This window comes from Burkholderia sp. IT-111MI5, assembly GCF_949752865.1.
Taxonomy (GTDB): domain Bacteria; phylum Pseudomonadota; class Gammaproteobacteria; order Burkholderiales; family Burkholderiaceae; genus Burkholderia; species Burkholderia pyrrocinia_C.
Map to the genome: position 1 here is coordinate 65,035 of NZ_CATKIF010000013.1, position 26,041 is coordinate 91,075.

Here is a 26,041-nt window from a genome sequence, read left to right on the forward strand (position 1 = left end):
TAAGTTAGAGTTTTCACCCTAGGATTAGTACGACCGTACGTATCCGCGCACCGACAGGACGGGCATTCTACGCAGGTGCGCATTTTCGGACCTCCGGGTATTTCCTAACGCGTTCAAACGGACATTCAGCATGGCACGGTTAGCACGACTCTACGTTCCCGACCAGCCGCAGCACGTGATACTGCGCGGCCTGGATCAGCAACCCGCGTTCGTCGACGACCAGGACTACGAACTCTTCATCGATTGCCTGAAGGCCGCCGCGCGCGATCATCACCTGTCGGTGCATGCCTATGTGCTGCTGCCGCGCCAGGTGCAACTCCTCGTGACGCCGAGCGACGAGGCGAGCCTGCCGAAAGCGATGCAGGCCGTCGGTCGCCGCTACGTCGCGCATTTCAACCGGCGCTATTCGCGGCGCGGCACCCTGTGGGAAGGCCGCTATCGCGCGACCGTGATCGAAGGCGAGCGCTATTTCCTGCTCGCGAGCCGCGTGGTCGAGATGAGCCCGGTGCGCTCGCAGCTCGTCGCGACGCCCGAAGCCTATCGCTGGTCGAGCTACCGGCATCACGTCGGGCTCACCGTCGACAGCCTGATCACCGACCATCCGCTCTACTGGGCGCTCGGCAACACACCGTTCGACCGCCAGCGTGCGTACAAGGAGCTGTGCGAGCAGCCGCTCGACGAGCGGCAGGCCGACCAGTTGCAGCAGGCGACGCTGAAGGGCTGGGTGCTCGGCGGCGAGAACTACCGCGAGTGGGCGGCGCGCACCGCGAACCGGCGCGTGTCGCCGCTGCCGCGCGGACGCCCCAGAAAGGTGCGCGAGAACACGCCGCCGATCCAGCAATAACGCGGGAACGGCGGCCGGGAAGCGGCGCTGCGGGCGCCGCTTCTTTTTGCACCAAAACGATACAGCCCCAATAAAACAGCACCAGATCGAAGCATCCGTTTAATTGGGGTTCGATCAAGCGGTTTTTGTTGCTATTCCTTTGATTCGTCGCGTATATTCCGAATTCCGGTGGCCCGGGCGAAGCATGCCCACCCACTGTCGGCCGCGCCGTCTCCCGTCGGGAGCGGGATCGACGGCAACAACAAAACGGTTCAACGGCCCTCCAGGCCCCCTTTACGACGGTGTCCCCATGAACGACCACCAGCAGCCGCTCGCCGCGGTGCCCGCCGCACAAGGTCTGTACGACCCGCAAAACGAACACGACGCCTGTGGCGTCGGCTTCGTCGCTCACATCAAGGGCAAGAAGAGCCACGAGATCATCCAGCAGGGTCTGAAGATCCTCGAGAACCTCGATCACCGCGGCGCGGTCGGCGCGGATCCGCTGATGGGCGACGGCGCGGGCATCCTGATCCAGATTCCGGACGCGTTCTATCGCGAGGAAATGTCGAAGCAGGGCGTGATGCTGCCGCCCGCCGGCGAATACGGGGTCGGGATGATCTTCCTGCCGAAGGAAAACGCGTCGCGTCTCGCGTGCGAGCAGGAGCTCGAGCGCACGGTGAAGGCCGAAGGCCAGGTCGTGCTCGGCTGGCGCGACGTGCCGGTCGACCATGCGATGCCGATTTCGCCGACCGTGAAGGCGAGCGAGCCGCTGATCCGCCAGATCTTCATCGGCCGCGGCAAGGACATCATGGTGACGGACGCGCTCGAGCGGAAGCTGTACGTGATCCGCAAGACGGCGAGCCACCGCATCCAGGCGCTGAAGCTCAAGCACGGCAAGGAATACTTCGTGCCGTCGATGTCGGCGCGCACGGTCGTCTACAAGGGGCTGCTGCTGGCCGGCCAGGTCGGCGTGTATTACCGCGACCTGCAGGACGCGCGCGTCGTGTCGGCGCTCGCGCTCGTGCACCAGCGCTTCTCGACCAACACGTTCCCGGCGTGGGAACTGGCCCACCCGTACCGGATGATCGCGCACAACGGCGAGATCAACACCGTGAAGGGCAACGTGAACTGGCTGAACGCGCGTACCGGCGCGATCGCGTCGCACGTGCTCGCCGACGATCTGCCGAAGCTGTGGCCGCTGATCTACCCGGGCCAGTCGGACACCGCATCGTTCGACAACTGTCTCGAACTGCTGGTGATGGCAGGCTACCCGCTCGTGCACGCGGTGATGATGATGATCCCGGAAGCGTGGGAACAGCACACGCTGATGGACGAGAACCGCCGCGCGTTCTACGAATACCACGCCGCGATGATGGAGCCGTGGGACGGCCCGGCCGCGATCGCGTTCACCGACGGCCGCCAGATCGGCGCGACGCTCGACCGTAACGGCCTGCGTCCGGCGCGCTACATCGTCACGGACGACGACCTCGTCATCATGGCGTCGGAAGCCGGCACGCTGCCGATCCCCGAATCGAAGATCGTCAAGAAGTGGCGCCTGCAGCCGGGCAAGATGTTCCTGATCGACATGGAACACGGCCGCATCATCGACGACAAGGAACTGAAGGACAACCTTGCGAATGCGAAGCCGTACAAGAGCTGGATCGACGCCGTGCGCATCAAGCTCGACGAGATCGAGCCGAAGGCCGAGGAAGTCGCGGCCGGCCGCACGCAAGGCGCCGCGCTGCTCGACCGCCAGCAGGCGTTCGGCTATACGCAGGAAGACCTGAAGTTCCTGATGGCGCCGATGGCGCTGCAGGGCGAAGAGGCCGTCGGTTCGATGGGCAACGACTCGCCGCTGGCGGTGATGTCGAACAAGAACAAGACGCTCTATCACTACTTCAAGCAGCTGTTCGCGCAGGTCACGAACCCGCCGATCGACCCGATCCGCGAGAACATGGTCATGTCGCTCGTGTCGTTCATCGGCCCGAAGCCGAACCTGCTCGACACGAACAACATCAACCCGCCGATGCGTCTCGAAGTGTCGCAGCCGGTGCTCGACTTCAAGGACATCGCGAAGATCCGCGCGATCGACCAGTACACGGGCGGCAAGTTCAGCGCGTACGAGCTGAACATCTGCTACCCGGTCGCGTGGGGCAAGGAAGGCATCGAGGCGCGCCTCGCGTCGCTGTGCGCGGAAGCCGTCGACGCGGTGAAGTCGGGCTACAACATGCTGATCGTGTCGGACCGCAAGACGGACGCCGAGCACGTCGCGATTCCGGCGCTGCTCGCCACGTCGGCGATCCACACGCACCTCGTGCAGCAAGGGCTGCGCACGAGCACGGGCCTCGTCGTCGAGACGGGCTCCGCGCGTGAAACGCACCACTTCGCGCTGCTCGCGGGCTACGGCGCGGAAGCCGTGCACCCGTACCTCGCGATGGAAACGCTCGCGAAGATGGCCGAGGGCCTGTCGGGCGACCTGTCGCCGGAGAAGGCCGTCTACAACTTCACGAAGGCAGTCGGCAAGGGCCTGCAGAAGGTGATGTCGAAGATGGGCATCTCGACGTACATGTCGTACACGGGCGCGCAGATCTTCGAAGCGCTCGGCCTGTCGAGCGACCTCGTCGAGAAGTACTTCAAGGGCACGGCGTCGAAGGTCGGCGGCATCGGCCTGTTCGAAGTCGCGGAAGAGGCGATCCGCCTGCACCGCGACGCGTTCGGCGACAGCCCGGTCCTGCGCGACATGCTCGACGCGGGCGGCGAGTACGCGTACCGCGTGCGCGGCGAAGACCACATGTGGACGCCGGATTCGATCGCGAAGCTGCAGCACGCGACGCGCAGCAACTCGTACCAGACGTACAAGGAATACGCGCACCTGATCAACGACCAGACCAAGCGTCACATGACGTTCCGCGGCCTGTTCGAGTTCAAGGTGTCGCCGGCGAAGGCGATTTCGATCGACGAAGTCGAACCGGCGAAGGACATCGTCAAGCGCTTTGCGACGGGTGCGATGTCGCTCGGTTCGATCAGCACCGAAGCGCACGCGACACTCGCGATCGCGATGAACCGGATCGGCGGCAAGTCGAACACCGGCGAAGGCGGCGAGGACGAAAAGCGCTATCGCAACGAACTGCGCGGCATTCCGATCAAGTCGGGCGAGACGCTAAAGTCGGTGATCGGCGACGAGATCGTCAGCGACATTCCGCTGAAGGACGGCGATTCGCTGCGCTCGAAGATCAAGCAGGTCGCGTCGGGCCGCTTCGGCGTCACCGCCGAGTACCTCGCGTCGGCCGACCAGATCCAGATCAAGATGGCGCAGGGCGCGAAGCCGGGCGAAGGCGGCCAGCTGCCGGGCCACAAGGTGTCCGAATACATCGGCAAGCTGCGTTACTCGGTGCCGGGCGTCGGCCTGATCTCGCCGCCGCCGCACCACGACATCTACTCGATCGAGGATCTGGCGCAGCTGATCCACGACCTGAAGAACGTGAACCCGAGCTCGAGCATCTCGGTGAAGCTGGTGTCGGAAGTGGGCGTCGGCACGGTCGCGGCCGGTGTCGCGAAGGCGAAGGCCGATCACGTCGTGATCGCCGGCCATGACGGCGGCACGGGCGCATCGCCGCTGTCGTCGGTCAAGCACGCGGGTACGCCGTGGGAACTCGGCCTCGCCGAAACGCAGCAGACGCTGGTGCTGAACCGCCTGCGCGGCCGCATCCGCGTGCAGGCCGACGGCCAGATGAAGACGGGCCGCGACGTCGTGATCGGCGCGCTGCTCGGCGCGGACGAATTCGGCTTCGCGACGGCACCGCTCGTCGTCGAAGGCTGCATCATGATGCGCAAGTGCCACCTGAACACGTGCCCGGTCGGCGTCGCGACGCAGGATCCGGTGCTGCGTGCGAAGTTCAAGGGCCAGCCCGAGCACGTCGTGAACTACTTCTTCTTCGTCGCCGAGGAAGTGCGCGAGATCATGGCGCAGCTCGGCATCGCGAAGTTCGACGACCTGATCGGCCGCGCCGACCTGCTCGATACGCGCAAGGGCGTCGAGCACTGGAAGGCGAAGGGCCTCGACTTTTCGCGCGTGTTCTACCAGCCGGAAGAATGCGAGGACGTCGCGCCGCGTCACGTCGACGTGCAGGATCACGGCCTCGAGCGTGCGCTCGACCACGTGCTGATCGAGAAGGCGAAAGCCGCGATCGAGAACGGCGAGCATGTGTCGTTCATCCAGCCGGTGCGCAACGTGAACCGTACGGTCGGCGCGATGCTGTCGGGCGTGATCGCGAAGAAGCACGGCCATGACGGCCTGGCGGACGACGCGGTGCACATCCAGCTGAAGGGCACGGCCGGCCAGAGCTTCGGCGCGTTCCTCGCGAAGGGCGTGACGCTCGACCTCGTCGGCGACGGCAACGACTACGTCGGCAAGGGCCTGTCGGGCGGCCGGATCATTATCCGGCCGACCAACGACTTCCGCGGCAAGTCCGAGGAAAACATCATCTGCGGCAACACGGTGATGTACGGCGCGATCGAAGGCGAAGCGTTTTTCCGCGGCGTCGCGGGCGAGCGCTTCTGCGTGCGCAACTCGGGCGCGACGGCGGTCGTCGAAGGCACGGGCGACCACGGCTGCGAATACATGACGGGCGGCACGGTCGTCGTGCTCGGCGAGACGGGGCGCAACTTCGCGGCCGGCATGTCGGGCGGCCTCGCGTACATCTACGATCCGGAAGGCATGTTCGCGGCGAAGTGCAACAAGTCGATGGTCGCGCTCGAGCCGGTGCTGCAGCAGGCCGAGCAGGAGCGCACGGTCGATCGCGCACTCTGGCACGCAGGCACGACGGACGAAGCGCTGCTCAAGGGGCTCGTCGAGCGTCATTTCCAGTTCACGGGTTCGCCGCGCGCGAAGTCGCTGCTGGAAAACTGGGACGCGGCGCGCCGCCAGTTCGTGAAGGTGTTCCCGCACGAATACAAGCGCGCGCTGGGCGAGATCGGTGCGAAGAAGGCGGCGAAGGAAGTGCTGGCCGCCTGAGCGACGAACGACATAGCGAATGCCGCGCGCGCATGATTGCCGCGCGCGGCTCCCCCACCCGATACACCGAACAGAAGAGCACCTTATGGGCAAGGCAACCGGTTTTCTGGAGTTCGAACGCCGCCACGAGGCGTACGAAGCACCGCTCACGCGCGTGAAGCACTACAAGGAATTCGTCGCGGCACTGACCGACGCGGACGCGAAGGTCCAGGGCGCGCGCTGCATGGATTGCGGCATCCCGTTCTGCAACAACGGCTGCCCGGTCAACAACATCATCCCGGACTTCAACGATCTCGTTTACCGCCAGGACTGGCAGCAGGCGATCGAAGTCCTGCACTCGACCAACAACTTCCCGGAATTCACGGGCCGCATCTGCCCGGCGCCGTGCGAGGCCGCGTGTACGCTCGGGATCAACGAAGACCCGGTCGGCATCAAGTCGATCGAGCACGCGATCATCGACAAGGCCTGGGCGGAAGGCTGGGTGAAGCCTGAGCCGGCTGCGCACAAGACAGGCAAGAAGGTTGCCGTCGTCGGCTCGGGCCCTGCGGGCCTCGCCGCCGCGCAGCAGCTCGCGCGCGCGGGCCACGACGTGACGGTGTTCGAGAAGAACGACCGTGTCGGCGGCCTGCTGCGCTACGGGATTCCCGACTTCAAGCTCGAGAAGTGGCTGATCGACCGCCGCATGCGCCAGATGGAAGCGGAAGGCGTGACGTTCCGCACCAGCGTGTTCATCGGCAAGGATCCGCTGCCCGAGTCGATCGGCAGCCTCGCGAAGGAAACCATTTCGCCGGACACGCTGAAGGAAGAATTCGACGCGGTCGTGATCGCCGGCGGTTCGGAAACGCCGCGCGACCTGCCGGTGCCGGGCCGCGAGCTCGCGGGCGTTCATTTCGCGATGGACTTCCTGCCGCAGCAGAACCGCGTGAACGCGGGCGACAAGCTCGTCGACCAGCTGCTCGCGAAGGGCAAGCACGTGATCGTGATCGGCGGCGGCGATACGGGTTCGGACTGCGTCGGCACGTCGAACCGTCACGGTGCGAAGCAGGTCACGCAGTTCGAACTGCTGCCGCAGCCGCCGGAAGAGGAAAACAAGCCGCTGGTGTGGCCGTACTGGCCGATCAAGCTGCGCACGTCGTCGTCGCACGAGGAAGGCTGCGAGCGCGACTGGGCGGTCGCGACGAAGCGTCTCGAAGGCAAGAACGGCAAGGTCGAGAAGCTGATCGCGGTGCGCGTCGAGTGGAAGGACGGCAAGATGCAGGAGGTGCCGGGCTCCGAGTTCGAGATGAAGGCCGATCTCGTGCTGCTCGCGATGGGCTTCACGCAGCCGGCAGCGCCCGTGCTCGACGCGTTCGGCGTCGCGAAGGACGCGCGCGGCAATGCGCGTGCGGCGACCGAAGGCGATCGTTCGTACTACACGTCGGTCGACAAGGTGTTCGCGGCAGGCGACATGCGTCGCGGCCAGTCGCTGGTGGTGTGGGCGATCCGCGAAGGCCGCCAGTGCGCGCGCTCGGTCGATGCGTACCTGATGGGGCATTCGGAACTGCCGCGCTGAGCTGAATACCGCGAGCGGGTTTCGACGAGAGCCGGGCGTCCGAAAGGGCGCCCGGTTTTTTTGTGGGGCCGGCGGGCGGCGATGGACCGACCGCATGCGGTTCGATGCCGGCCGGCGAGCGACGTCATTGCATCGGCGCTGCCGGGTTGAGCGGAAACATTTGAATCTTCCCGAAGCCCGTGACGCGATGCTCGCAATCGATCGTAGCCACGTAGCTTGCTTCGCGCGACTTCAGATCGAATGCCCACCAGCCGAGCTTGTCGGCATGGTAGCGGGGCATGCCGGCGAATTCGATTGCGTCCGGATCGATGCCGTGCACTTTGACGAACGTGAGAATTTTCGCCTCGAGTTCCGCGACGGAGGCGTCGGGACAATAGCCGTCGTCCCGCTCGTATCTGGCAGTCCCGACGACGAGGAACAACACGACGAGCGCGATGGCTGAAGCGCCGAGAATCAGTACGAGACGAATGGCGTGGCGAGTGAAGGTCGAGATCATGAGCGCGTCCGGAGATTGTTCTGGTCGGTGAAGTTGAATCCCCCTCGCACCCCGTTTCGGCGATCCGGAACGGTGTCCGGGTCTGGTGTCGGGCGAGCGGCATCTGAAAGATATTTCGACGTCCGGATTTTCCAGCCGAGTGAGCGAACCTGCTGCCAAGTTCGGTTGTATGGTCGCGCCGACAACACGCAATTTCGCGAAGTGTCGTCTAACCTGATGACATCCAGCCGCGATTTTTCGACATCTCATATCCTTTCGTTTTGTAATAATCCTTGAAAACTGTCATATCATGTCGCCCCTCGGGCCGCGTTCGCGGTGGTCGCATGTGACTGACTCTATTTACAAGGACTCTGGATGGAAGCATTCGTGCATGGGCTGATCGACGCCGTCAACGGCGTGTTGTGGAACTACGTGCTGATTGCGCTGCTGCTCGGTGCCGGTGTGTGGTTCACGGTGCGGTTCCGGATGATCCAGCTGAAGGCGCTATTCCTCAGCATGAAACTGGTCGGCAGCAAGGGCGAGCCGGGCAGCATCTCGTCGTTCCAGGCGTTCGCGACCGGGCTCGCGAGCCGCGTCGGCACCGGCAACATCGCCGGCGTCGCGGTCGCGCTGACGGTCGGCGGGCCGGGGGCGATCTTCTGGATGTGGATGACGGCGCTGGTCGGGATGTCGTCCGCGTTCGTCGAGGCGACGCTCGCGCAGATCTTCAAGGTGTCGCACCCGGACGGCAGCTATCGCGGCGGCCCCGCTTACTACATCCAGACCGGCCTGCGTTCGCGCGGCTTCGGCGTGCTGTTCTCGCTGTCGCTGATCCTCGCGTTCGGCTTCGTGTTCAACGCGGTGCAGGCCAATGCGATCGCCGATGCGTTCCATACGTCATTCGGCTGGAGCCGCGAGACGGTCGGCCTCGGTCTCGTGCTGCTGAGCGCGCCGATCATCTTCGGCGGCATCCGCCGCATCGCGACGGTCGCGCAGGTGATCGTGCCGCTGATGGCGATCGGCTATCTCGGGCTCGCGGTCTACGCGGTCGCGACGCACATCGCATTGGTGCCGGACGTGATCGCGCTGATCGTGAAGAGCGCATTCGGCCTCGAGCAGGCGGCGGGCGGCCTGACGGGATATGCGGTCAGCCAGGCGATCGCGATCGGCGTGAAGCGCGGGCTGTTCTCGAACGAAGCAGGGATGGGCAGCGCGCCGAACGCGGCCGCGACCGCGAGCACGCGGCACCCCGTCACGCAGGGGCTGATCCAGATGCTCGGCGTGTTCGTCGACACGATCGTGATCTGCAGCGCGACCGCGTTCGTGATCCTGCTGTCGGGCCAGTACGAGCTCGGCACCGGCATGGAAGGCGCGGCGCTCACGCAGCGCGCGATCTCGAGCCACGTCGGCGACTGGGGCGGCATCTACATGGCCGTCGCGATCTTCTTCCTCGCGTTCTCGTCGGTGATCGGCAACTACGCGTATGCGGAAGGCAACGTCGAATTCATCACGAAGCGGCGCGGCGTGCTGCCGCTGTTTCGCGTCGCGGTGCTCGGGATGGTGATGTTCGGCAGCGTCGGGCAACTGCCGCTCGTGTGGGCGATGGCCGATACGAGCATGGGGCTGATGGCGATCGTCAACCTGATCGCGATCCTCGCGCTCGGCAAGTATGCGCACGCCGCGTGGGCCGACTATCGCCGCCAGCGCGCGGCAGGTATCGCCGATCCGGTGTTCACGCGCAACACGATCCCGGAACTCGCGCGCGTGCTGCCGGCCGACGTGTGGGGCGAGCACGGTCCGCTGCCGCAGCGTCCGGTTTCGGCCGAAGCGGCGAGCGCGCCGCGTGCCGCGGTGAGCGAGTCATGAACGGCGACCGGCTCCGTGCGTTCGTCGCGCTGATGCCCGATGCGGTGTCGCGCGACGCACTGCACGCGTTGCCGGTCACCCGCGGTGCGCGGCGCACGCTGCCCGCGCAACTGCACCTGACGCTCGCGTTCATCGGCGCGATCGAACGGGAACGGTGCGACGCGCTGGCCGCGCACCTGCCCGCGCTCGCAGCCGCGCATGCGCTGCCGCTGCTGCCGGTCGAGCGGATCGCGTGGTGGCCGAGCCTGCCGCGCGCGAGGCTGATCGTCGCGGAACTCGAGGCCGATCCGGCCTGCGTCGCGCTGAATGCCGGGCTGGCGGCGCTGCTGGCTGAACTCGGCGTGCCGGTCGACCGGCGGCCGTTCAGGCCGCACGTGACGCTCGCGCGGCTGCCGCGTGACGCGGTCGGACAGCCCGCGCACGGCGGCGCGCCCGGGCGGCCGGTCGTGCTGCGCATCGAAGCGCTGACGCTGTTCGAAAGCCGGCTGTCGCACGAGGGTGTGTCGCATCGGCCGATCGTATCGGCGCCGATCGCATGGGCGGACGGCCGGGCGGTGCGGTGAGCGGTGCTCGCGATGCATGGCGATGGCTGCGCGTATCGCGCCAGCGCATCGCGTCGACGGTGTCGCCCGGCGCCGAGCCTACCGGCCGTAGCGCGCGAGCGTCAGGCCCGACAGGTCGATCTCCGGCTCGCGTCCGGTGACGAGATTCGCGACCACCTTGCCCGAACCCATCGACATCGCCCAGCCCGTCGAGCCGTGGCCGACGTTGAGCCAGAGCCCGTCGATCCCGCTCGCGCCGAGCAGCGGCGGCCCGTCGGGCGTCATTGGCCGGCGGCCGACCCAGAAACGCGCCGATGCGCGATCGGCCGCGTGCGGGAACCAGTCGTCGAGCACCTTCATCAGCGTATCGAGCGCCTGCTGCCGCAGCGCCGCGTGCCGGTTGCCGAGCTCCGCGGTGCCCGCGACGCGCAGCGTCGGGCCGAAGCGCGTGATCGCCGTCTTCAGCGATTCGTCCATCAGCGCGGCGTGCGGCGCCTTTTCATCGTCGACGACCGCGAGCGTCGCCGAGTAGCCTTTCACCGGATACAGCGGCACGTCGATGCCGTGCGGCCGCAGCAGGCCGGCGCTGTCGACGCCGAGCGCGACGACGATCGCGTCGGCGGCGAGCGGGGCATCACTTCGTGCGGCGGCGCCTTCGTCCAGTGAATCGATCCTCACGCCGCGCACGCTGTTGCCGGCGACGTCGAGCGCGCGGATCGCGGTGCGAAAGCGGAACGTGACGCCATTCGCTTCGCACAGCGCGCGCAGTTCGCGCGTGAAGCGTGCGCAGTCGCCGGCTTCGTCGTCGGGCAGGTAGATGCCGCAGACGGGCGCCTGCCGTGCCCAGCGCAGGCCCGGCTCGATCGCCGTGCAGCCGGCCGCGTCGAGTTCGCGAAACGCGATGCCGGCATCGCGCAGCACCTTCAGCGCGGGCTGCACCATCTCGACGTCGAATGCGCCGCGCAACAGTTGCAGGTAGCCGCGACTCGCGCCGTAGTCGAACGGATAACGGTCGCGAAACGCATGCAGGCACGCGCGGCTGTAATACGCGATGCGCTGCATGCGCTGCTTGTTCACGCGGAACCGCTCGAACTCGCATTCGCGCAGCCAGCGCGCGATCCAGCGCCACTGCGCGGCGTCGAGCGTCGGCCGGAAGATCAGCGGCGAAGCGGGCTTGAACAGGTACTTGATGATCTTGCCGGGCATTCCCGGCGCGGCCCACGGCGTCACGTAGCCGGGCGCGATCACGCCCGCGTTGCCGAGGCTCGTCGCCTGTGCGACGTCGGCCTCGCGCTCGATCACGGTGACGTCGCAGCCAGCTTCGCGCAGGTGCCACGCGGTGGTGACGCCGATCACGCCGGCGCCGAGAACGATCACGTGCATGCGGTTTCCGGAACGAAGAGGGCGCTCACGACGCGACGGCCGGATCGTCGACGAGCGACTTGCCGCGCGTTTCCGGCAGCACGAGCGCGGCGACGATCACGAGCAGGTAGCCGCCGCCCGCGACGAGGCCGATCGCCTTCACGAGCGACATCGATTGCGAAAGCGAGCCGACGAGGATCGGGAAGAACGAGCCGAGCCCGCGGCCGAGGTTGTAGCAGAAGCCCTGGCCCGAGCCGCGGATCGCACCCGGATACAGCTCCGACAGATACGCGCCGACGCCCGCGAAGATCCCCTGCACGACGATGCCGAGCGGGAAGCCGAGCAGCAGCATCGCGGTATCGGTGATCGGCAGCATCGTGTACGCCATGCCGAGCGAGAACGAGCCGATCGCGAACAGGATGAACGACGCGCGGCGGCCGAGCCGGTCGGACAGGATCGCACCGACCACGTAGCCGACGAACGAGCCGACGATCAGCACGACGAGATAACCGCTCGTGTTGAACACGGACAGGTGGCGGACGGTTTTCAGGTAGGTGGGCAGCCACGTCGTGATCGCGTAGTAGCCACCGAGCATCCCGGTGCACAGCGCGCTGCCGAACAGCGTCGCGCGCAGGTGCGGCGGCGAGAAGATCTCGAGGAAGTGGCCCGACACGCGGCCTTCGTCGCGGGCGCGGCGCGTGGCCGTGTAGATGTCGGGATCGCTGACGTTGCGGCGGATGTACAGGATCCACAGCGCGGGCACGATGCCGATCCAGAAGCATGCGCGCCACGCGACCTGCTCGGGCAGCAGCGCGAAGAACGCCCAGTACAGGATCGCGGCCGCGGCCCAGCCGAACGACCAGCTGCTTTGCACGGTGCCGACGGCCTTCGCGCGATGCTCGGGCGAGCGGATCGTCTCGGCCATCATGATCGTCACGACCGACCATTCGCCGCCGAAACCGAAGCCCTGCAGCGTGCGCGTCGCGAGCAGCTGCCAGAACGAATGCGTGAAACCGGACAGGCACGTGAACAGCGCGAACGTCGCGATCGTCCACTGCAGCACGCGCACGCGGCCGTAGCGGTCGGCGAGGATGCCGGCGGCCCAGCCGCCGACTGCCGACGAGATCAGCGAACTCGTCGCGATCATCCCGGCCTCGCTCTTCGTCATTCCCCACGTGGCGATCAGCGTCGGGATCAGGAACGAGTAGATCATGAAGTCGAACGCATCGACCGCGTAGCCGCCGAATCCGGCGTACAGCGTCTTGCGCTCGCGCGACGACAATTCGTTGAACCACTGGAATGCCTGCATGCTTGCCGCCCCCTCTCGTCTCGTATCGCGCTGCCGCGTGGCGGTTATTTTACGGTCGCGATGCGGCCGGCCAAAAAGGCCGATGCAGGTTCGTGCGGGAAAGCGGGTAGACGGGAAGGAGGGGGCGATGCCGCTTCAGAGCGTCAGGCCGCCGTCGACGTGGATGACCTGGCCGGTGATCTGCCGCGCCGCGTCCGACAGCAGGAACGCGATCAATGCGGCGACATCGTCGGGTTCGGCGATCCGGCCGAGCGGTGTCGCCTGTTCGGCCTGCGCCCACGCGGCGGCGTTGCCGGCGCTCGGCCCGTGGTCCTTGCGCGTGAAGCCGGGCGCGACCGCGTTGACGGTGATGCCGCGCGCGGCGAATTCGGCGGCCGCGGTGCGCACCAGCGACTCGAGCGCGGCTTTCGCGGCGGCGGTGGCCGCGAACGGCGCATCGGCGCGGTAGCGGTGCGCGACGAACGAACTGAGCGCGACGATCCGCGGCGCGGCCGACGCTTCGAGCAGCGGCCGCGCGCGGCCCGCGAGCGCGGAGAACGCGCCGGGCATCGCCGCGAAGGCGGACGCGAGCGTGTCCGCGGAAAGATCGGAAAAGGCCTGCCGCGCGGCGAAGCCCGCATTCGCGACGAGCTGGTCGAGCCCGCCGAAGCGCGTGGCGGTTGCGTTGACGAGCGTGGCCGCGACGCCCGGCTCGGCGAGATCGCCGGTGAGCGTGATGCATTGCGCGCCGGCCGCCGTGCAGGCGCGTTCGACTTCGGCGAGCCGGGCCCGTGCCGCCTCGTCGGCGCCGCGCGCGTGCAGCGCCAGCGCGATGCCGGGCGCCGCGAGCCGCCGCGCGAGCGCCGCGCCGATCCCCGAGCCTGCGCCGGTGATCAGCACGATCCGCACGATGTGCGCGGCGCGTGCGCTCACGCAGCCACCTTGTCGCCGGCGTTTACGCGCTCGACGTTGATCGTGCCGACGTGGAACGCGGCCAGCGACTCGCGATGCGCGATGCTGACGATCGCGGCTTTCGGCAGCCGTTCGGCGAACAGGTGGTACAGGCGTGCCTCGTTGTCGGCGTCGAGCGCGCTGGTCGCTTCGTCGAGGAACAGGAAGTCGGGCTTGTGCAGCAGCACGCGTGCGCCGGCAAGGCGTTGCTGCTCGCCCGGCGACAGCACGCGTGTCCAGTGCGCGGTTTCGTCGAGGCGCTCGACGTAATCCTCGAGGCGGCATGCGCGCAGCGCGTCGCGGCACGCGTCGTCGCTGAACGTGTCGGGTGTCGCCGGGTAGGTGAGCGCGGCCTTCAACGTGCCGATCGGCAAATAGCTCGTCTGCGGCACGAACATCATCCGCGCGCCCACCGGCGCGTCGATCGCGCCGTCGCCGAACGGCCACAGGCCCGCGAGCGCGCGCATGAACGTGCTCTTGCCGGAACCCGACTTGCCGATCACGAGCCAGCGCGAACCCGGCTCGATCGTCACGTTGCCGATGTCCGCGAGCGCGTTGCCGTTCGGCAGCGCGAGCTTGAGCGACGACGTCGACAGCTTGGCCGCGTCGACGTAGTGCAGGTTGATGCCGCCGTGCTCGGTCGCGGGCGACAGGCTTTCCTTCAGGTGCGACGTGCCCATCACGCGCTTGAATTCGCGCAGACGGTTGACGGTGGCGCGCCATTCGACGAGGGTCGAGTAGCTGTTGATGAACCACGAGAACGAATCGCTGACGGTGCCGAACGCGGACGAGATCTGCATCAGCACGCCGAACGAGAACGCGCCCGCGAAGTACCGCGGCGCGGCGACGACGAGCGGGAAGATGATCGCGATCTGCCCGTAGAAGCTCAGCACGAACGTGAGGCGCTTCGTGTACTTCATCACGCGCCACCAGTTGTCGCGGATGCGCATGAAGAGGTTTTGCGCGTTGCCGGTCTCGGTTTTCTCGCCGTCGTAGAACGCGATCTGCTCGGCGTTCTCGCGCACGCGGATCAGCCCGAAGCGGAAATCGGCCTCGACGCGCTGCTGCTGGTAGTTGATCGACACGAGCGGATGGCCGACCTTCTGGATGATCAGCGAGCCGACCACCGCGTACAGCGCGGCCGCCCACACCATGTAGCCGGGAATCGAGATCGGCGTGGCGCCGAGCGTGAACGTCAGCGCACCGGCGAGCGACCACAGGATCGTGATGAACGACACGAGCGTGACGACCGTCGACAGCAGGTCGAGCGACAGCGCGAGCGTCGTGGTCGAGAACGACTGGAGATCGTCGGTGATCCGCTGGTCGGGGTTGTCCGCGAGGCGGTCGCGTTCGATCCGGTAGAACGCGCGATCGCCGAGCCACTGGCCGAGAAAACGGTCGGTGAGCCACTGGCGCCAGCGGAAGCCGAGCATCTGCCGCAGGTAGCGGCCGTACACCGCGAGGATGATGAACGCGAACGCGAGTGCGGAGAACTGCATCAGCAGGTGCGGGAAGTCGTGGACGTCCTTCGACTGCAGCGCGTTGTAGAACTCGGCGTTCCACTTGTTCAGCCGGACGTTGATCCACACCACGCAGAGGTTGATCGCGATGATCGTGACCAGCAGCCCCCACGCGACTTTCCATTCGGACGATACCCAGTAGGGCTTGATGAGGCTCCATGCGGATACCGGGCGCTCGTCCTGCGGCGCGTCGGAGGCGGCGGAGCGGACGGGGTCGATCGATTGGGTCATGTGCTTCCTGATGAGTAGCCGGCGCGCGGGCCGGGCGAAGCCGGGTGCGCGCCGCGATACGGCATGCCGGGGCGAGGCGCCGACTGACGGCAGGCGTTGCGGATGGTCGCCCGCGCGTCTTAAACGGCGCTTAAGGGCCGGCGGTGACGCGGCAACCGGCCGCTCGCGCGGCCGGCCTGCGGGCATTGTGCCAGAGCGGCGCAGCGCGCCGGCGAATTTGCCGCAGGGGGACAGTTTGCGGCGCTTTCCGCTTTTATGGTCTAATGGCCGACGACGAAACAGGGGTGCTTTGCATGCGGCCGGCGGAAGTTCAGCGCGGTGCGGCGAGGCTGAGAAAGACCCTTCGCACCCGATCCGGGTAATACCGGCGAGGGAAGTTTCTGATCCCGCCGGGCCGCGCTGGCTGCCATCCCACATGGTCAGCGCCCGAGTCCCGCCCGGCCGGCCTTTGCTGCCGGTTTCGTCCTTTGGGTACGCGCATTGCGCGTTACGGAAGGAATGATGACCGCACAATCTTCAGTCTTTTGCATGGCTCCCGGCCCGATGTCGCGTGCGTTCGCACGGGGCGGCGCGTGTGCGTCGACGTTCGTCGTGCGCGCCCGCGCGGTTCGCGAGGAGCGTGCGCGATGAACGTCCAGGATTCACGGCCCGCACGGCCCGATTTCGCGGTGCTCGGCGGCGGTCTCGTCGGCCGCCTGATCGCATGGCGGCTCGCGGGCGACGGGCATCGCGTCGCGCTCTACGAGCGCGGCGGCCCGGACGGCGAGCAGTCGGCCGCGTGGATCGCGGCCGCGATGCTCGCGCCGCTCGCGGAAGCGGCGAGCGCGGAGTTGCTGATCACCGAGCTCGGCGTCGCGTCGCTCGCACGCTGGCCGCAGTGGCTCGCCGAGCTGCCCGAACCCGTCTTCTTCCAGCATCACGGCACGCTCGTCGTCTGGCATCACGCGGACCGTGCGGAGGCGCCGCTGTTCGAGCGGCGGGTGCGCGCGAACGCGCCGGCCGACCTGTTCGACGGCGGCTTCGTGACGCTCGCGGGCGCACAGGTCGATGCGGCGGAGCCCGCGCTCGCGGGTCGCTTCGCGCGCGGCCTGCTGCTGCCGCGCGAAGGCCAGCTCGACAACCGCCAGGCGCTGCGCGCGCTCGCGGCGGGCCTCGCCGAGCGCGGCGTCGAGCTGCACTGGCACGTCGCGATCGACGACGCGAACCTGCCCGCCGCGCATTTCACGATCGATTGCCGCGGGCTCGGCGCGAAATCCGCGCTGCCCGCGCTGCGCGGCATCCGCGGCGAAGTCGCGCGCGTGCATGCGCCCGGCATCGGGCTCACCCGGCCCGTGCGGCTGCTGCATCCGCGCTATCCGCTGTATATCGCGCCGAAGCAGGACGATCTCTACGTAATCGGCGCGACCGAGGTGGAGGGCGAGGACATGTCGCCCGTCAGCGTGCGCTCCGCGCTCGAACTGCTGAGCGCGGCGTTCTCCGTGCATCCGGCGTTCGGCGAGGCGCGCATCCTCGAACTCAATGCGCAGTGCCGGCCGACGCTGCCCGATCATCGCCCGGCGGTGATCTGGGACGGCGCGTCGACGCTCGCCGTCAACGGCCTGTACCGGCACGGCTTCATGATCGCGCCGGAAGTCGCGCACGCGGCGGCGGCGTTCGCCGAAGCCGCACTCGGCGGCGCGTTCGGCGATGCCGACGCGTTTGCCGCGTGGCGCGCTGCCGCGCGCTGGCCGACGCTCCTTCATCACCGCAACGACGCGCGCCAGCCGGCCTGACGCGCGCCGCCGACCGAATCCGACCAAGCCTCATGGATATCCAGATCAACCAACAGACCCTGACGCTGCCCGACGGCGCGACGGTGGCCGACGCGCTCGCCGCGTACGGCGCGCGTCCGCCGTACGCGGTCGCGCTGAACGGCAACTTCGTCGCGCGCACGCAGCATGCGGCGCGCGCGCTCGCGGCGGGCGACAAGCTCGACGTCGTGCACCCCGTCGCGGGCGGCTGAGCGCCGCCGGTTCGTCCCCGCATTTCCAGGAAAACGACATGACGTCCCTCACATCCGCCGACGCGCTGACGCTGTACGGCGAAACCTTCGCGAGCCGCGTGCTGCTCGGCACGTCGCGCTATCCGTCGCTGCAGTCGCTGTCCGATTCGATCGCCGCGTCGCGGCCGGGGATGGTGACGGTCGCGCTGCGCCGCCAGATGACGGGCGGCACGGCCGAAGCCGGCTTCTTCGACCTGCTCAAGCGCCACGCGGTGCCGCTGCTGCCGAACACGGCCGGCTGCCAGACCGTCGCCGAGGCCGTGACGACCGCGCACATGGCGCGCGAGGTGTTCGGCACCGACTGGATCAAGCTCGAGCTGATCGGCGACGACTACACGCTGCAGCCCGACCCGGTCGGGCTGATCGAGGCCGCCGCGCAACTGGTGAAGGACGGTTTCAAGGTGCTGCCGTACTGCACCGAGGATCTCGTGATCGGCCGGCGCCTGCTCGACGTCGGCTGCGAGGCGCTGATGCCGTGGGGCGCGCCGATCGGCACGGGCAAGGGCGTTGTGAACCCGTACGGCTTGCGCGTGCTGCGCGAGCGGTTGCCCGACGTGCCGCTGATCGTCGACGCGGGGCTCGGCGTGCCGTCGCACGCGTGCCAGGTGATGGAGTGGGGTTTCGACGGCGTGCTGCTGAACACGGCCGTGTCGCAGGCCACGCACCCCGAGATCATGGCGCGCGCGTTTGCGCAGGGCGTCGAGGCCGGCCGTGCCGCGTATCTCGCCGGGCCGATGGACGCACGCGAAACCGCGCACGCGAGCACGCCGGTCGTCGGGATGCCGTTCTGGCACCAGGACGGGGGCGACGCATGAGCGCGCGTTTCGCCGACACATTCTGGCCGCCGGCCGATGAACTGGCCGAAGCGGCCGAGCGGATTCGCGCACGGCTCGGCGACTGGCCGGGCACTGCGGCACCGTGGCGGCTTTGCATGGCGGCGCCCGACATGCCGGCCGACGGCGACGTGCTGATCGTGTCGGCCGGCGACCGTACCGCGCAGGCGCGCGCGTCGGCCGCGTCGCGGCCGGCGTCGCCCGATGCGGTCGCGATCGAATTCGACGAGCAGGGCGCGGCGCTGCATGCGGCGGGCGCGCGCTACGCGCTCGACGCCGCGCATCCGCTCGCGGACGACTGGATCGCGGCGCTCGCCGCATTCCTCGATTGCGGCTTCGCGCCGGTCGACGCACTGGTGCTCGCGCTGGCGTGGCGCGACGGCGACGAGACGCGCGCGGCCGACGCGTGGCCGGTCGACGCCGCGCGGTTCCCGCGCGTCGCCGGGCTGCCGGCCGCGCCCGAGCCCGCGTTCGCGCCATGCCCGGCGCAGCTCGGCCTCTATCCGGTCGTGCCGGACGCCGAATGGGTCGAACGTGTGCTCGATTGCGGCGTGCGGACCGTGCAACTGCGCGTGAAAGGCGCGGCGCCGGACGCGCTGCGCCGGGAAATCGCGCGCGCGGCCGCGGCCGGGCGTCGTTATCCCGATGCGCGCGTGTTCATCAACGATCACTGGCAGATCGCTGCAGATGAAGGCGCGTACGGCGTTCATCTGGGTCAGGAAGACCTCGAGACGGCCGATCTGGCCGCGATCGCGCGCGCGGGCCTGCGGCTCGGGCTGTCGAGCCATGGTTATTACGAAATATTGCGGGCGCTGCACGAGCGCCCGAGCTATCTCGCGCTCGGCCCCGTGTACGCGACCGCGACCAAGGCAGTTGCCGCGCCGCCGCAGGGCCTCGCACGGATTGCCCGCTACGCGCGCTTCGCGGGCGCGCGGACGCCGCTCGTCGCGATCGGCGGAGTGGGGCTCGACAGGCTGCCGGGCGTGCTGGCGACGGGCGTCGGCAGCGTCGCGGTGGTCAGTGCGGTCACGGGAGCAGCCGACTATCGAACAGCGCTTATTGCATTGCAGCAATGTTTTCCCGGACAATTTGACAATCATTGACCGCAGGGCCCGGAACGGCGTCACGACATCATTCCAATGCAGGCCCTATAATTCGGCGTTCTGCGTAAAAGGACTGTCAGCTCCGTGAGCCCCACTCCTACCGAGACCCTGCTGGAACTTCGCGATGTCGACTTTGGCTACGGCGACCGCCTCGTCCTGTCCAACCTGAACCTGCGTTTCGGGCGCGGGCAGGTCGTCGCGGTCATGGGCGGGTCGGGTTGCGGCAAGACGACCGTGCTGCGCCTGATCGGCGGCCTCGTGCGCGCGCGCCGTGGCCAGGTGCTGTTCGACGGCGCCGATGTCGGCGCGCAAACGCGCGACGGCCTGTATGCGCTGCGCCGCAAGATGGGCATGCTGTTCCAGTTCGGCGCGCTGTTCACCGACATGTCGGTGTTCGAGAACGTCGCGTTCGCGCTGCGCGAGCACACCGACCTGCCCGAAGACCTGATCCGCGACCTCGTGCTGATGAAGCTCAACGCGGTCGGCCTGCGCGGCGCGCGCGACCTGATGCCGTCCGAGGTGTCGGGCGGGATGGCGCGCCGCATCGCGCTAGCGCGCGCGATCGCGCTCGATCCGCAGCTCATCATGTACGACGAACCGTTCGCGGGCCTCGATCCGATCTCGCTCGGCATCACCGCAAACCTGATCCGCACGCTGAACCAGGCACTCGGCGCGACGTCGATCCTCGTCACGCACGATGTGCCGGAATCGTTCGCGATCGCCGACTACGTGTATTTCCTGGCCAACGGCGGCGTGCTCGCGCAGGGCACGCCCGACGAGCTGCGCGCGTCGACCGACCCGAGCGTGCGGCAGTTCATCGACGGCGCGCCGGACGGCCCGTTCAAATTTCATTACACGAGCCCGCCGCTTGCAGCGGATTTCGGGCTCGGCGGAGGGCGCGCATGATCAGCGCGATCGGACGTTACGTCATCGGCGGCCTCGAGCGCACGGGCTACGGCACGCGCCTGTTCGTGCGCCTCGTGCTGGAATTCTTCCCGCTGCTGCGCCGGCCGCGGCTTGTCACGAAGCAGATCCACTTCCTCGGCAACTATTCGTTCGTGATCATTGCCGTGTCGGGGCTGTTCGTCGGCTTCGTGCTCGGCCTGCAGGGGTATTACACGCTGAACCGCTACGGATCCGAGCAGGCGCTCGGCCTGCTGGTCGCGCTGTCGCTCGTGCGCGAGCTTGGGCCGGTCGTCACCGCGCTGCTGTTCGCGGGCCGGGCGGGCACGTCGCTCACCGCCGAGATCGGCCTGATGAAGGCCGGCGAGCAGCTCACCGCGCTCGAGATGATGGCGGTCGACCCGATCAAGACGGTGATCGCGCCGCGCATGTGGGCGGGCATCATCGCGATGCCGTTCCTGGCCGCGATCTTCAACGCGGTCGGCGTGCTCGGCGGCTACTTCGTCGGCGTCGTGCTGATCGGCGTCGATCCGGGCGCGTTCTGGTCGCAGATGCAGGGCGGGGTCGAGGTCTGGGCCGACGTCGGCAACGGCGTGCTGAAGAGCATCGTGTTCGGGTTCGCCGTGACCTTCATTGCGCTGTACCAGGGGTATGAAGCGAAGCCCACGCCCGAGGGCGTGTCGCGCGCGACCACCAAGACGGTCGTGTTCGCGTCGCTCGCCGTACTCGGCCTCGATTTCCTGCTGACCGCGCTGATGTTCAGCTAGGCCTCAGCCAAGCCATATTTTGGGATGACGATGAAAAAGACTGCTCTCGACTTCTGGGTCGGCCTGTTCGTGGTGGTGGGCTTCCTTGCGGTGCTGTTCCTGGCGCTGAAGGTCGGCAACATGAGCTCGCTGTCGTTTCAGCCGACCTATGCGGTGAGGATGAAATTCGACAATATCGGCGGGCTGAAGCCGCGCGCGGCCGTGAAGAGTGCCGGCGTCGTGGTCGGCCGCGTGAAGTCGATCGGCTTCGACACGAACACCTACCAGGCGCTCGTGACGATCGATGTCGACGGCCAGTATCAGTTCCCGAAGGATTCGTCGGCGAAGATCCTGACGTCGGGCCTGCTCGGCGAGCAATATATCGGCCTCGATCCGGGCGGCGACACCGAAATGCTGAAGGCAGGCGACACGATCACGATGACGCAGTCGGCGATCGTGCTCGAGAACCTGATCGGCCAGTTCCTGTACAGCAAGGCCGCCGATGCGGGCGGCGCGAAGCCGGCAGCCGGCGCGTCGGCCGCGCCCGCTCCGGTGGCGGTGCCGGCGTCCGCCGTGTCCGCTGCGTCCGGTTCGGCAGCGCAATAACCACACGAGAGAATACAAGAGGGGAATGACCATGCAGACGATCCGCATCAGGCACGCCGCGCTCGCGGTGGCGGCAGTCGCCGCGTTGAGCGGTTGCGCGACCGTGCAGACGCCGACCAAGGGCGATCCGCTCGAAGGCTTCAACCGGACGATGTACAAGTTCAACGACACGGTCGACACGTACGCGCTGAAGCCGGTCGCGCAGGGTTACCAGAAGGTCGTGCCGCAGCCGGTGCGCGACAGCGTGACGAACTTCTTCTCGAACATCGGCGACGTCTACGTCGCCGCCAACAACATCGTGCAGTTGCGGATCGCGGACGGCGTCGGCGACATCATGCGCGTCGTGATCAACACGGTGTTCGGCGTCGGCGGCCTGTTCGACGTCGCGACGATCGCGAAGCTGCCGAAACACACGGCCGACTTCGGGGTCACGATGGGCCGCTACGGCGTGCCGTCGGGCCCGTATCTCGTGCTGCCGCTGCTCGGCCCGAGCACGGTGCGCGACACGGCCGGCCTCGGTGTCGACTACGTCGGCAACCCGCTGACCTATGTGAAGCCGGACGGCCTGAGCTGGGGCCTGTTCGGCGTGAATCTCGTCAACACGCGCTCGAACCTGCTCGGCGCGGGCGACGTGCTGGACGCCGCGGCGCTCGACAAGTATTCGTTCGTGCGCAACGCGTACCTGCAGCGCCGCCAGATGCTGATCGACAACGCGCGCGGCGAGGCAGGCTCGACGGCAAGCAACGATGCGCTGCCGAAGTACGACCTGCCGGACGACGGCGCGGCACCGGCGGCGGCCGGCGCGGCCGGTTCGGCGGGTGCAGCGGCGGTGGGTGGTGCGGTGGCACCGGCGGGCGCATCGGGCACGGCGGTTGCTGCCCCGGCATCGGGCGCGGCCGTTTCGCCGAACCCGGCCAGCGAAACGAACGTGCCGGCGATGCAGGTGGCGCCGCCGTCTCCGGGCGGGTTCCGCTTCCCGAGCATCCGGCTGCACTGACGGATTTACATTCGTTACAGCCGGAAACGATTCAGTCGGTAGCGCACGCGAACTTGCGCGTAAGCTACCTTCTCCAATCTTTGCATCGACTCATTCATGCAGGTCACTATGATGAAAAAACTGTTCCTGATCCCCGTTTTCGCGGCGCTGTTCTCGTTCGGCGGCGCAGCTCACGCGCAAGTCGACCAGTCGAACCCGCAGGCGCTGATCAAGACGGCGACGCAGCAAGTGCTCGACGAAGTCAAGCAGCAGACGATCAAGCAGGGCGACACCAATCGCATCATTACGATCGTCAACAAGGACATCCTGCCGTACACCGATTTCCGCCGCACCACGCAGCTCGCGATGGGCCGCAACTGGCGCACGGCGACGGCCGAGCAGCAGCAGCAGATTCAGGAGCAGTTCAAGCTGCTGCTGATCCGCACGTATTCGGGCGCGCTCGCGCAGCTGAAGCCGGACCAGCAGATCCAGTACCCGCCGTTCCGCGCGGATCCGGCCGATACCGACGTCGTGGTCAAGACGGTCGCGATGAACAACGGCCAGCCGGTCCAGATCGATTACCGCCTGTACAAGTCGTCGAACGGCTGGAAGGTGTATGACCTGAACGTGCTCGGCGCGTGGCTGATCCAGACGTACCAGCAGCAGTTCAACGAGAAGATCCAGCAAAGCGGCGTGGACGGCCTGATCCAGTTCCTGACGCAGCGCAACCAGCAGCTTGCCTCCGGCAAGCAAGCGTCGTGAGCGGCTTCGAAGCCGGCTCCTCGCTGACCGTCGCGAGCGCGAAGTCCGCGCTCGCGGACGGTCTTGCGCGCGTCGGCGCGGGTGCGACCGCCGTCGATTGCGCGGCGCTGACGCAGTTCGATTCGTCCGCGCTCGCCGTGCTGCTTGCATGGCAACGCGCCGCCAAATCGCGCGGCGCGACCCTCGACATCCTCAATCTCCCCCCGAAGCTCGCCAGCCTCGCGCGCGCCTATGGCGTCGACGCGCTCATCGAAGGCGCCGAGCGACATTGACGCTGTCCGACCGGAGCCTGCCGCGCCAGCCGGCGCGTGCAAGCTTCAGGCCGCGCGCCTTCTGCGCCGGCTCCACCAGCCGGTTTGCCCTATAATCAAGCGTTTTGCGGGGCAGCCAATCGGCGTCCGGCCCCCATTTTCTTTCGCAGCAAGCACAGAATAGGCGTCGCGGCCATTGCGTCGCGCACAGTCATGTCAGCCATAGAAATCCGTCACGTCAAGAAGCGCTACAAGTCGCTTCAGGCGCTCAAGGGCGTCAGCCTGTCGGTCGAGGAAGGCGAGTTTTTCGGTCTGCTCGGCCCCAACGGCGCAGGCAAGACCACGCTCATCAGCATCCTCGCCGGGCTTGCCCGGGCCGACGAAGGCAGTATCTCGGTGCTTGGCCACGACGTCGTCAAGGACTTCCGTGGTGCGCGCCGCGCACTCGGCGTCGTGCCGCAGGAACTCGTTTTCGACCCGTTCTTCACCGTCCGCGAGACGCTGCGCATCCAGTCCGGCTATTTCGGGCTGCGTCGCAACGACGACTGGATCGACGAAGTGATGGCCAATCTCGACCTCACCGAGAAGGCCGATGCGAACATGCGCGCGCTGTCGGGCGGGATGAAGCGCCGCGTGCTCGTCGCGCAGGCGCTCGTGCACCGGCCGCCGGTGATCGTGCTCGACGAGCCGACCGCCGGCGTCGACGTCGAATTGCGCCAGACGCTGTGGAAATTCATCTCGCGCCTGAACCGCGAGGGTCACACGATCGTGCTGACCACCCATTACCTCGAGGAAGCCGAGTCGCTGTGCGACCGCATCGCGATGCTGCGCCGTGGCGAAGTGGTCGCGCTCGACCGCACCGACGCGCTGCTGCGCCGCTTCGCGGGGCTGCAACTCTACCTGCGCCTGGCGACCGGCGCGCTGCCGGCCGAGCTGCGCGGGCTGGAGACCGATCCGGCCGCACGCGCGCCGGGCGAGCACCTGCTGCGCCTCACGAGCTACGACGATGTCGAACGCATCCTCGCGCAGTGCCGCGCGGCGGGCTGCACGTTCGACGAGATCGAGGTCCGCAAGGCCGACCTCGAGGATGTGTTCGTCCAGGTGATGAACGGGGCCGAGGTGATCGAGGGTCTGGCATGAGCGGTTTTCAAACGCTGTTCTACAAGGAACTGCTGCGCTTCTGGAAGGTGTCGTTCCAGACCGTGTGCGCGCCGATCGTGACGGCGCTGCTGTATCTGACGATCTTCGGCCAAGCGCTGTCGGGCCGCGTCGAGGTGTATCCGGGCGTCGAGTACGTGAGCTTTCTCGTGCCGGGCCTCGTGATGATGAGCGTGCTGCAGAACGCGTTCGCGAACAGCTCGTCGTCGCTGATCCAGTCGAAGATCACCGGCAACCTGGTGTTCATGCTGCTGCCGCCGCTGTCGTACCGCGACATCTTCGGCGCGTACGTGCTCGCGTCCGTCGTGCGCGGGCTCGCGGTCGGCGCGGGCGTATTCGTCGTGACGATCTGGTTTATCCCGATGCATTTCGCGGCGCCGCTGTTCATCATTGCGTTCGCGCTGCTCGGCTCGGCGATCCTCGGCACGCTCGGCTTGATCGCCGGGATCTGGGCCGAGAAGTTCGACCAGCTCGCCGCGTTCCAGAACTTCCTGATCATGCCGCTGACGTTTCTGTCCGGCGTGTTCTATTCGACGCACTCGCTGCCGCCCGTGTGGCGCGAGATCTCGCGTCTCAATCCGTTTTTCTACATGATCGACGGCTTCCGCTTCGGGTTCTTCGGCGCGTCCGACATCAACCCGTTCGCGAGCCTCGCGATCGTTGCCGGTTTCTTCGTGCTGCTCGCGATGGTCGCGATGCGGCTGCTCGCGACCGGCTACAAACTGCGTCATTGATATCGACAGGCAGCGGCCGCCCCGGGGCGGCGCGCGCCGACAGGAGCCTTACACCATGTTGCCGACTCCCGAACAGGTCAAGCAATACATCGCCGGCGGTCTCGCCTGCACGCATCTGGAAGTCGAAGGCGACGGCCAGCATTTCTTCGCGACGATCGTGTCGGCGGCCTTCGAAGGCAAGCGGCCGATCCAGCGGCACCAGCTCGTCTATGCGGCGCTCGGCGATCGCATGAAGCAGGAAATCCACGCGCTCAGCATGAAGACGCTGACGCCCGCCGAATGGCAGAACGCATAACCGGAATTC

Annotated in this window: 23 protein-coding genes and 1 riboswitch; of the genes, 18 read left to right on the forward strand and 5 right to left on the reverse strand. The window is 67.4% G+C overall.

The window, feature by feature from the left end; translation table 11 throughout:
* Positions 1-130: 130 nt before the first annotated feature.
* From ACM6JT_RS15510 to ACM6JT_RS15520, 3 genes are all read left to right on the forward strand, one after another.
* On the forward strand, positions 131-844 hold the full coding sequence (locus tag ACM6JT_RS15510) for a transposase (RefSeq protein ID WP_027783329.1): 714 nt from the start codon (positions 131-133) through the stop codon (positions 842-844).
* A 289-nt stretch (positions 845-1,133) separates the two neighbouring features.
* Positions 1,134-5,837, forward strand: coding sequence for a glutamate synthase-related protein (locus ACM6JT_RS15515; RefSeq protein ID WP_217590722.1), 4,704 nt, complete (start codon positions 1,134-1,136; stop codon positions 5,835-5,837).
* Positions 5,838-5,922: 85 nt separating this feature from the next.
* Positions 5,923-7,389 carry a glutamate synthase subunit beta gene (locus ACM6JT_RS15520; protein WP_034183631.1) on the forward strand — a complete coding sequence of 489 codons (1,467 nt, stop codon included), beginning with the start codon at positions 5,923-5,925 and terminating at the stop codon, positions 7,387-7,389.
* Between the two features lie 124 nt (positions 7,390-7,513).
* Here ACM6JT_RS15520 and ACM6JT_RS15525 read toward each other — a convergent pair whose 3' ends face one another.
* Positions 7,514-7,885: a hypothetical protein gene (locus tag ACM6JT_RS15525; RefSeq protein WP_414856793.1), complete on the reverse strand. Its 372-nt coding sequence runs from the start codon at positions 7,883-7,885 to the stop codon at positions 7,514-7,516.
* Positions 7,886-8,239: 354 nt separating this feature from the next.
* Here ACM6JT_RS15525 and ACM6JT_RS15530 point away from each other — a divergent pair, with 354 nt between their 5' ends.
* Positions 8,240-9,730, forward strand: coding sequence for an alanine/glycine:cation symporter family protein (locus ACM6JT_RS15530; protein ID WP_414856794.1), 1,491 nt, complete (start codon positions 8,240-8,242; stop codon positions 9,728-9,730).
* The gene (thpR, locus tag ACM6JT_RS15535; protein ID WP_414856795.1) at positions 9,727-10,293 is read left to right on the forward strand and encodes an RNA 2',3'-cyclic phosphodiesterase; all 567 of its coding nucleotides are present in this window, start codon (positions 9,727-9,729) and stop codon (positions 10,291-10,293) included. The genes ACM6JT_RS15530 and thpR overlap by 4 nt, the downstream gene beginning before the upstream one ends.
* 78 nt (positions 10,294-10,371) lie before the next feature.
* On the opposite strand, the gene ACM6JT_RS15540 is transcribed toward thpR, so the two are convergent.
* The 4 genes from ACM6JT_RS15540 to ACM6JT_RS15555 form a co-directional block, all read right to left on the reverse strand.
* Positions 10,372-11,655 carry a D-amino acid dehydrogenase gene (locus ACM6JT_RS15540; protein WP_414856796.1) on the reverse strand — a complete coding sequence of 428 codons (1,284 nt, stop codon included), beginning with the start codon at positions 11,653-11,655 and terminating at the stop codon, positions 10,372-10,374.
* A gap of 25 nt (positions 11,656-11,680) precedes the next feature.
* Entirely contained in the window at positions 11,681-12,943 is a 1,263-nt protein-coding gene (locus tag ACM6JT_RS15545) for an MFS transporter (RefSeq protein WP_034183636.1), read from the reverse strand.
* Between the two features lie 135 nt (positions 12,944-13,078).
* Positions 13,079-13,855, reverse strand: a complete 777-nt coding sequence (locus ACM6JT_RS15550; protein WP_034183637.1) for an SDR family NAD(P)-dependent oxidoreductase — start codon at positions 13,853-13,855, stop codon at positions 13,079-13,081.
* Complete coding sequence (locus tag ACM6JT_RS15555) at positions 13,852-15,624, reverse strand: ABC transporter ATP-binding protein/permease (protein WP_105391637.1); 1,773 nt, start codon at positions 15,622-15,624, stop codon at positions 13,852-13,854. The genes ACM6JT_RS15550 and ACM6JT_RS15555 overlap by 4 nt, the downstream gene beginning before the upstream one ends.
* Positions 15,625-15,894: 270 nt before the next feature.
* Positions 15,895-16,017, forward strand: a riboswitch (TPP riboswitch).
* Positions 16,018-16,250: 233 nt separating this feature from the next.
* Between ACM6JT_RS15555 and ACM6JT_RS15560 the strand changes: the two genes are divergently transcribed.
* The 13 genes from ACM6JT_RS15560 (at position 16,251) to ACM6JT_RS15620 (ending at position 26,032) form a co-directional block, all read left to right on the forward strand.
* Positions 16,251-17,396: an FAD-dependent oxidoreductase gene (locus ACM6JT_RS15560; protein WP_414856797.1), complete on the forward strand. Its 1,146-nt coding sequence runs from the start codon at positions 16,251-16,253 to the stop codon at positions 17,394-17,396.
* Positions 17,397-17,428: 32 nt separating this feature from the next.
* Positions 17,429-17,626, forward strand: a complete 198-nt coding sequence (gene thiS, locus ACM6JT_RS15565) for a sulfur carrier protein ThiS (protein ID WP_027783340.1) — start codon at positions 17,429-17,431, stop codon at positions 17,624-17,626.
* Between the two features lie 38 nt (positions 17,627-17,664).
* The gene (locus ACM6JT_RS15570) at positions 17,665-18,480 is read left to right on the forward strand and encodes a thiazole synthase (protein WP_243565135.1); all 816 of its coding nucleotides are present in this window, start codon (positions 17,665-17,667) and stop codon (positions 18,478-18,480) included.
* Positions 18,477-19,601, forward strand: a complete 1,125-nt coding sequence (gene thiE, locus ACM6JT_RS15575; protein WP_414856798.1) for a thiamine phosphate synthase — start codon at positions 18,477-18,479, stop codon at positions 19,599-19,601. Before ACM6JT_RS15570 ends, thiE begins: the two co-directional genes overlap by 4 nt.
* Before the next feature lie 84 nt (positions 19,602-19,685).
* A complete protein-coding gene (locus ACM6JT_RS15580; RefSeq protein WP_006477138.1) occupies positions 19,686-20,507 on the forward strand; it encodes an ABC transporter ATP-binding protein in 822 nt (273 codons plus the stop codon).
* Positions 20,504-21,271, forward strand: coding sequence for a lipid asymmetry maintenance ABC transporter permease subunit MlaE (gene mlaE / locus ACM6JT_RS15585; protein WP_034183642.1), 768 nt, complete (start codon positions 20,504-20,506; stop codon positions 21,269-21,271). Before ACM6JT_RS15580 ends, mlaE begins: the two co-directional genes overlap by 4 nt.
* 24 nt (positions 21,272-21,295) lie before the next feature.
* Positions 21,296-21,856 (forward strand): outer membrane lipid asymmetry maintenance protein MlaD, encoded by a 561-nt coding sequence (mlaD, locus tag ACM6JT_RS15590; protein WP_034183643.1) that lies wholly within the window; start codon positions 21,296-21,298, stop codon positions 21,854-21,856.
* A 31-nt stretch (positions 21,857-21,887) separates the two neighbouring features.
* A complete protein-coding gene (locus tag ACM6JT_RS15595; RefSeq protein WP_034183741.1) occupies positions 21,888-22,853 on the forward strand; it encodes a VacJ family lipoprotein in 966 nt (321 codons plus the stop codon).
* Positions 22,854-22,964: 111 nt separating this feature from the next.
* A complete protein-coding gene (locus tag ACM6JT_RS15600; RefSeq protein ID WP_034183742.1) occupies positions 22,965-23,594 on the forward strand; it encodes a phospholipid-binding protein MlaC in 630 nt (209 codons plus the stop codon).
* Complete coding sequence (locus ACM6JT_RS15605; RefSeq protein ID WP_174417397.1) at positions 23,591-23,866, forward strand: lipid asymmetry maintenance protein MlaB; 276 nt, start codon at positions 23,591-23,593, stop codon at positions 23,864-23,866. The genes ACM6JT_RS15600 and ACM6JT_RS15605 overlap by 4 nt, the downstream gene beginning before the upstream one ends.
* A gap of 192 nt (positions 23,867-24,058) precedes the next feature.
* Positions 24,059-24,985 (forward strand): ABC transporter ATP-binding protein, encoded by a 927-nt coding sequence (locus tag ACM6JT_RS15610; RefSeq protein WP_034183645.1) that lies wholly within the window; start codon positions 24,059-24,061, stop codon positions 24,983-24,985.
* A complete protein-coding gene (locus tag ACM6JT_RS15615) occupies positions 24,982-25,737 on the forward strand; it encodes an ABC transporter permease (RefSeq protein ID WP_414856799.1) in 756 nt (251 codons plus the stop codon). The genes ACM6JT_RS15610 and ACM6JT_RS15615 overlap by 4 nt, the downstream gene beginning before the upstream one ends.
* A 55-nt stretch (positions 25,738-25,792) precedes the next feature.
* Positions 25,793-26,032, forward strand: a complete 240-nt coding sequence (locus ACM6JT_RS15620; protein ID WP_006477131.1) for a BolA family protein — start codon at positions 25,793-25,795, stop codon at positions 26,030-26,032.
* The last annotated feature ends 9 nt before the right edge of the window (positions 26,033-26,041 follow it).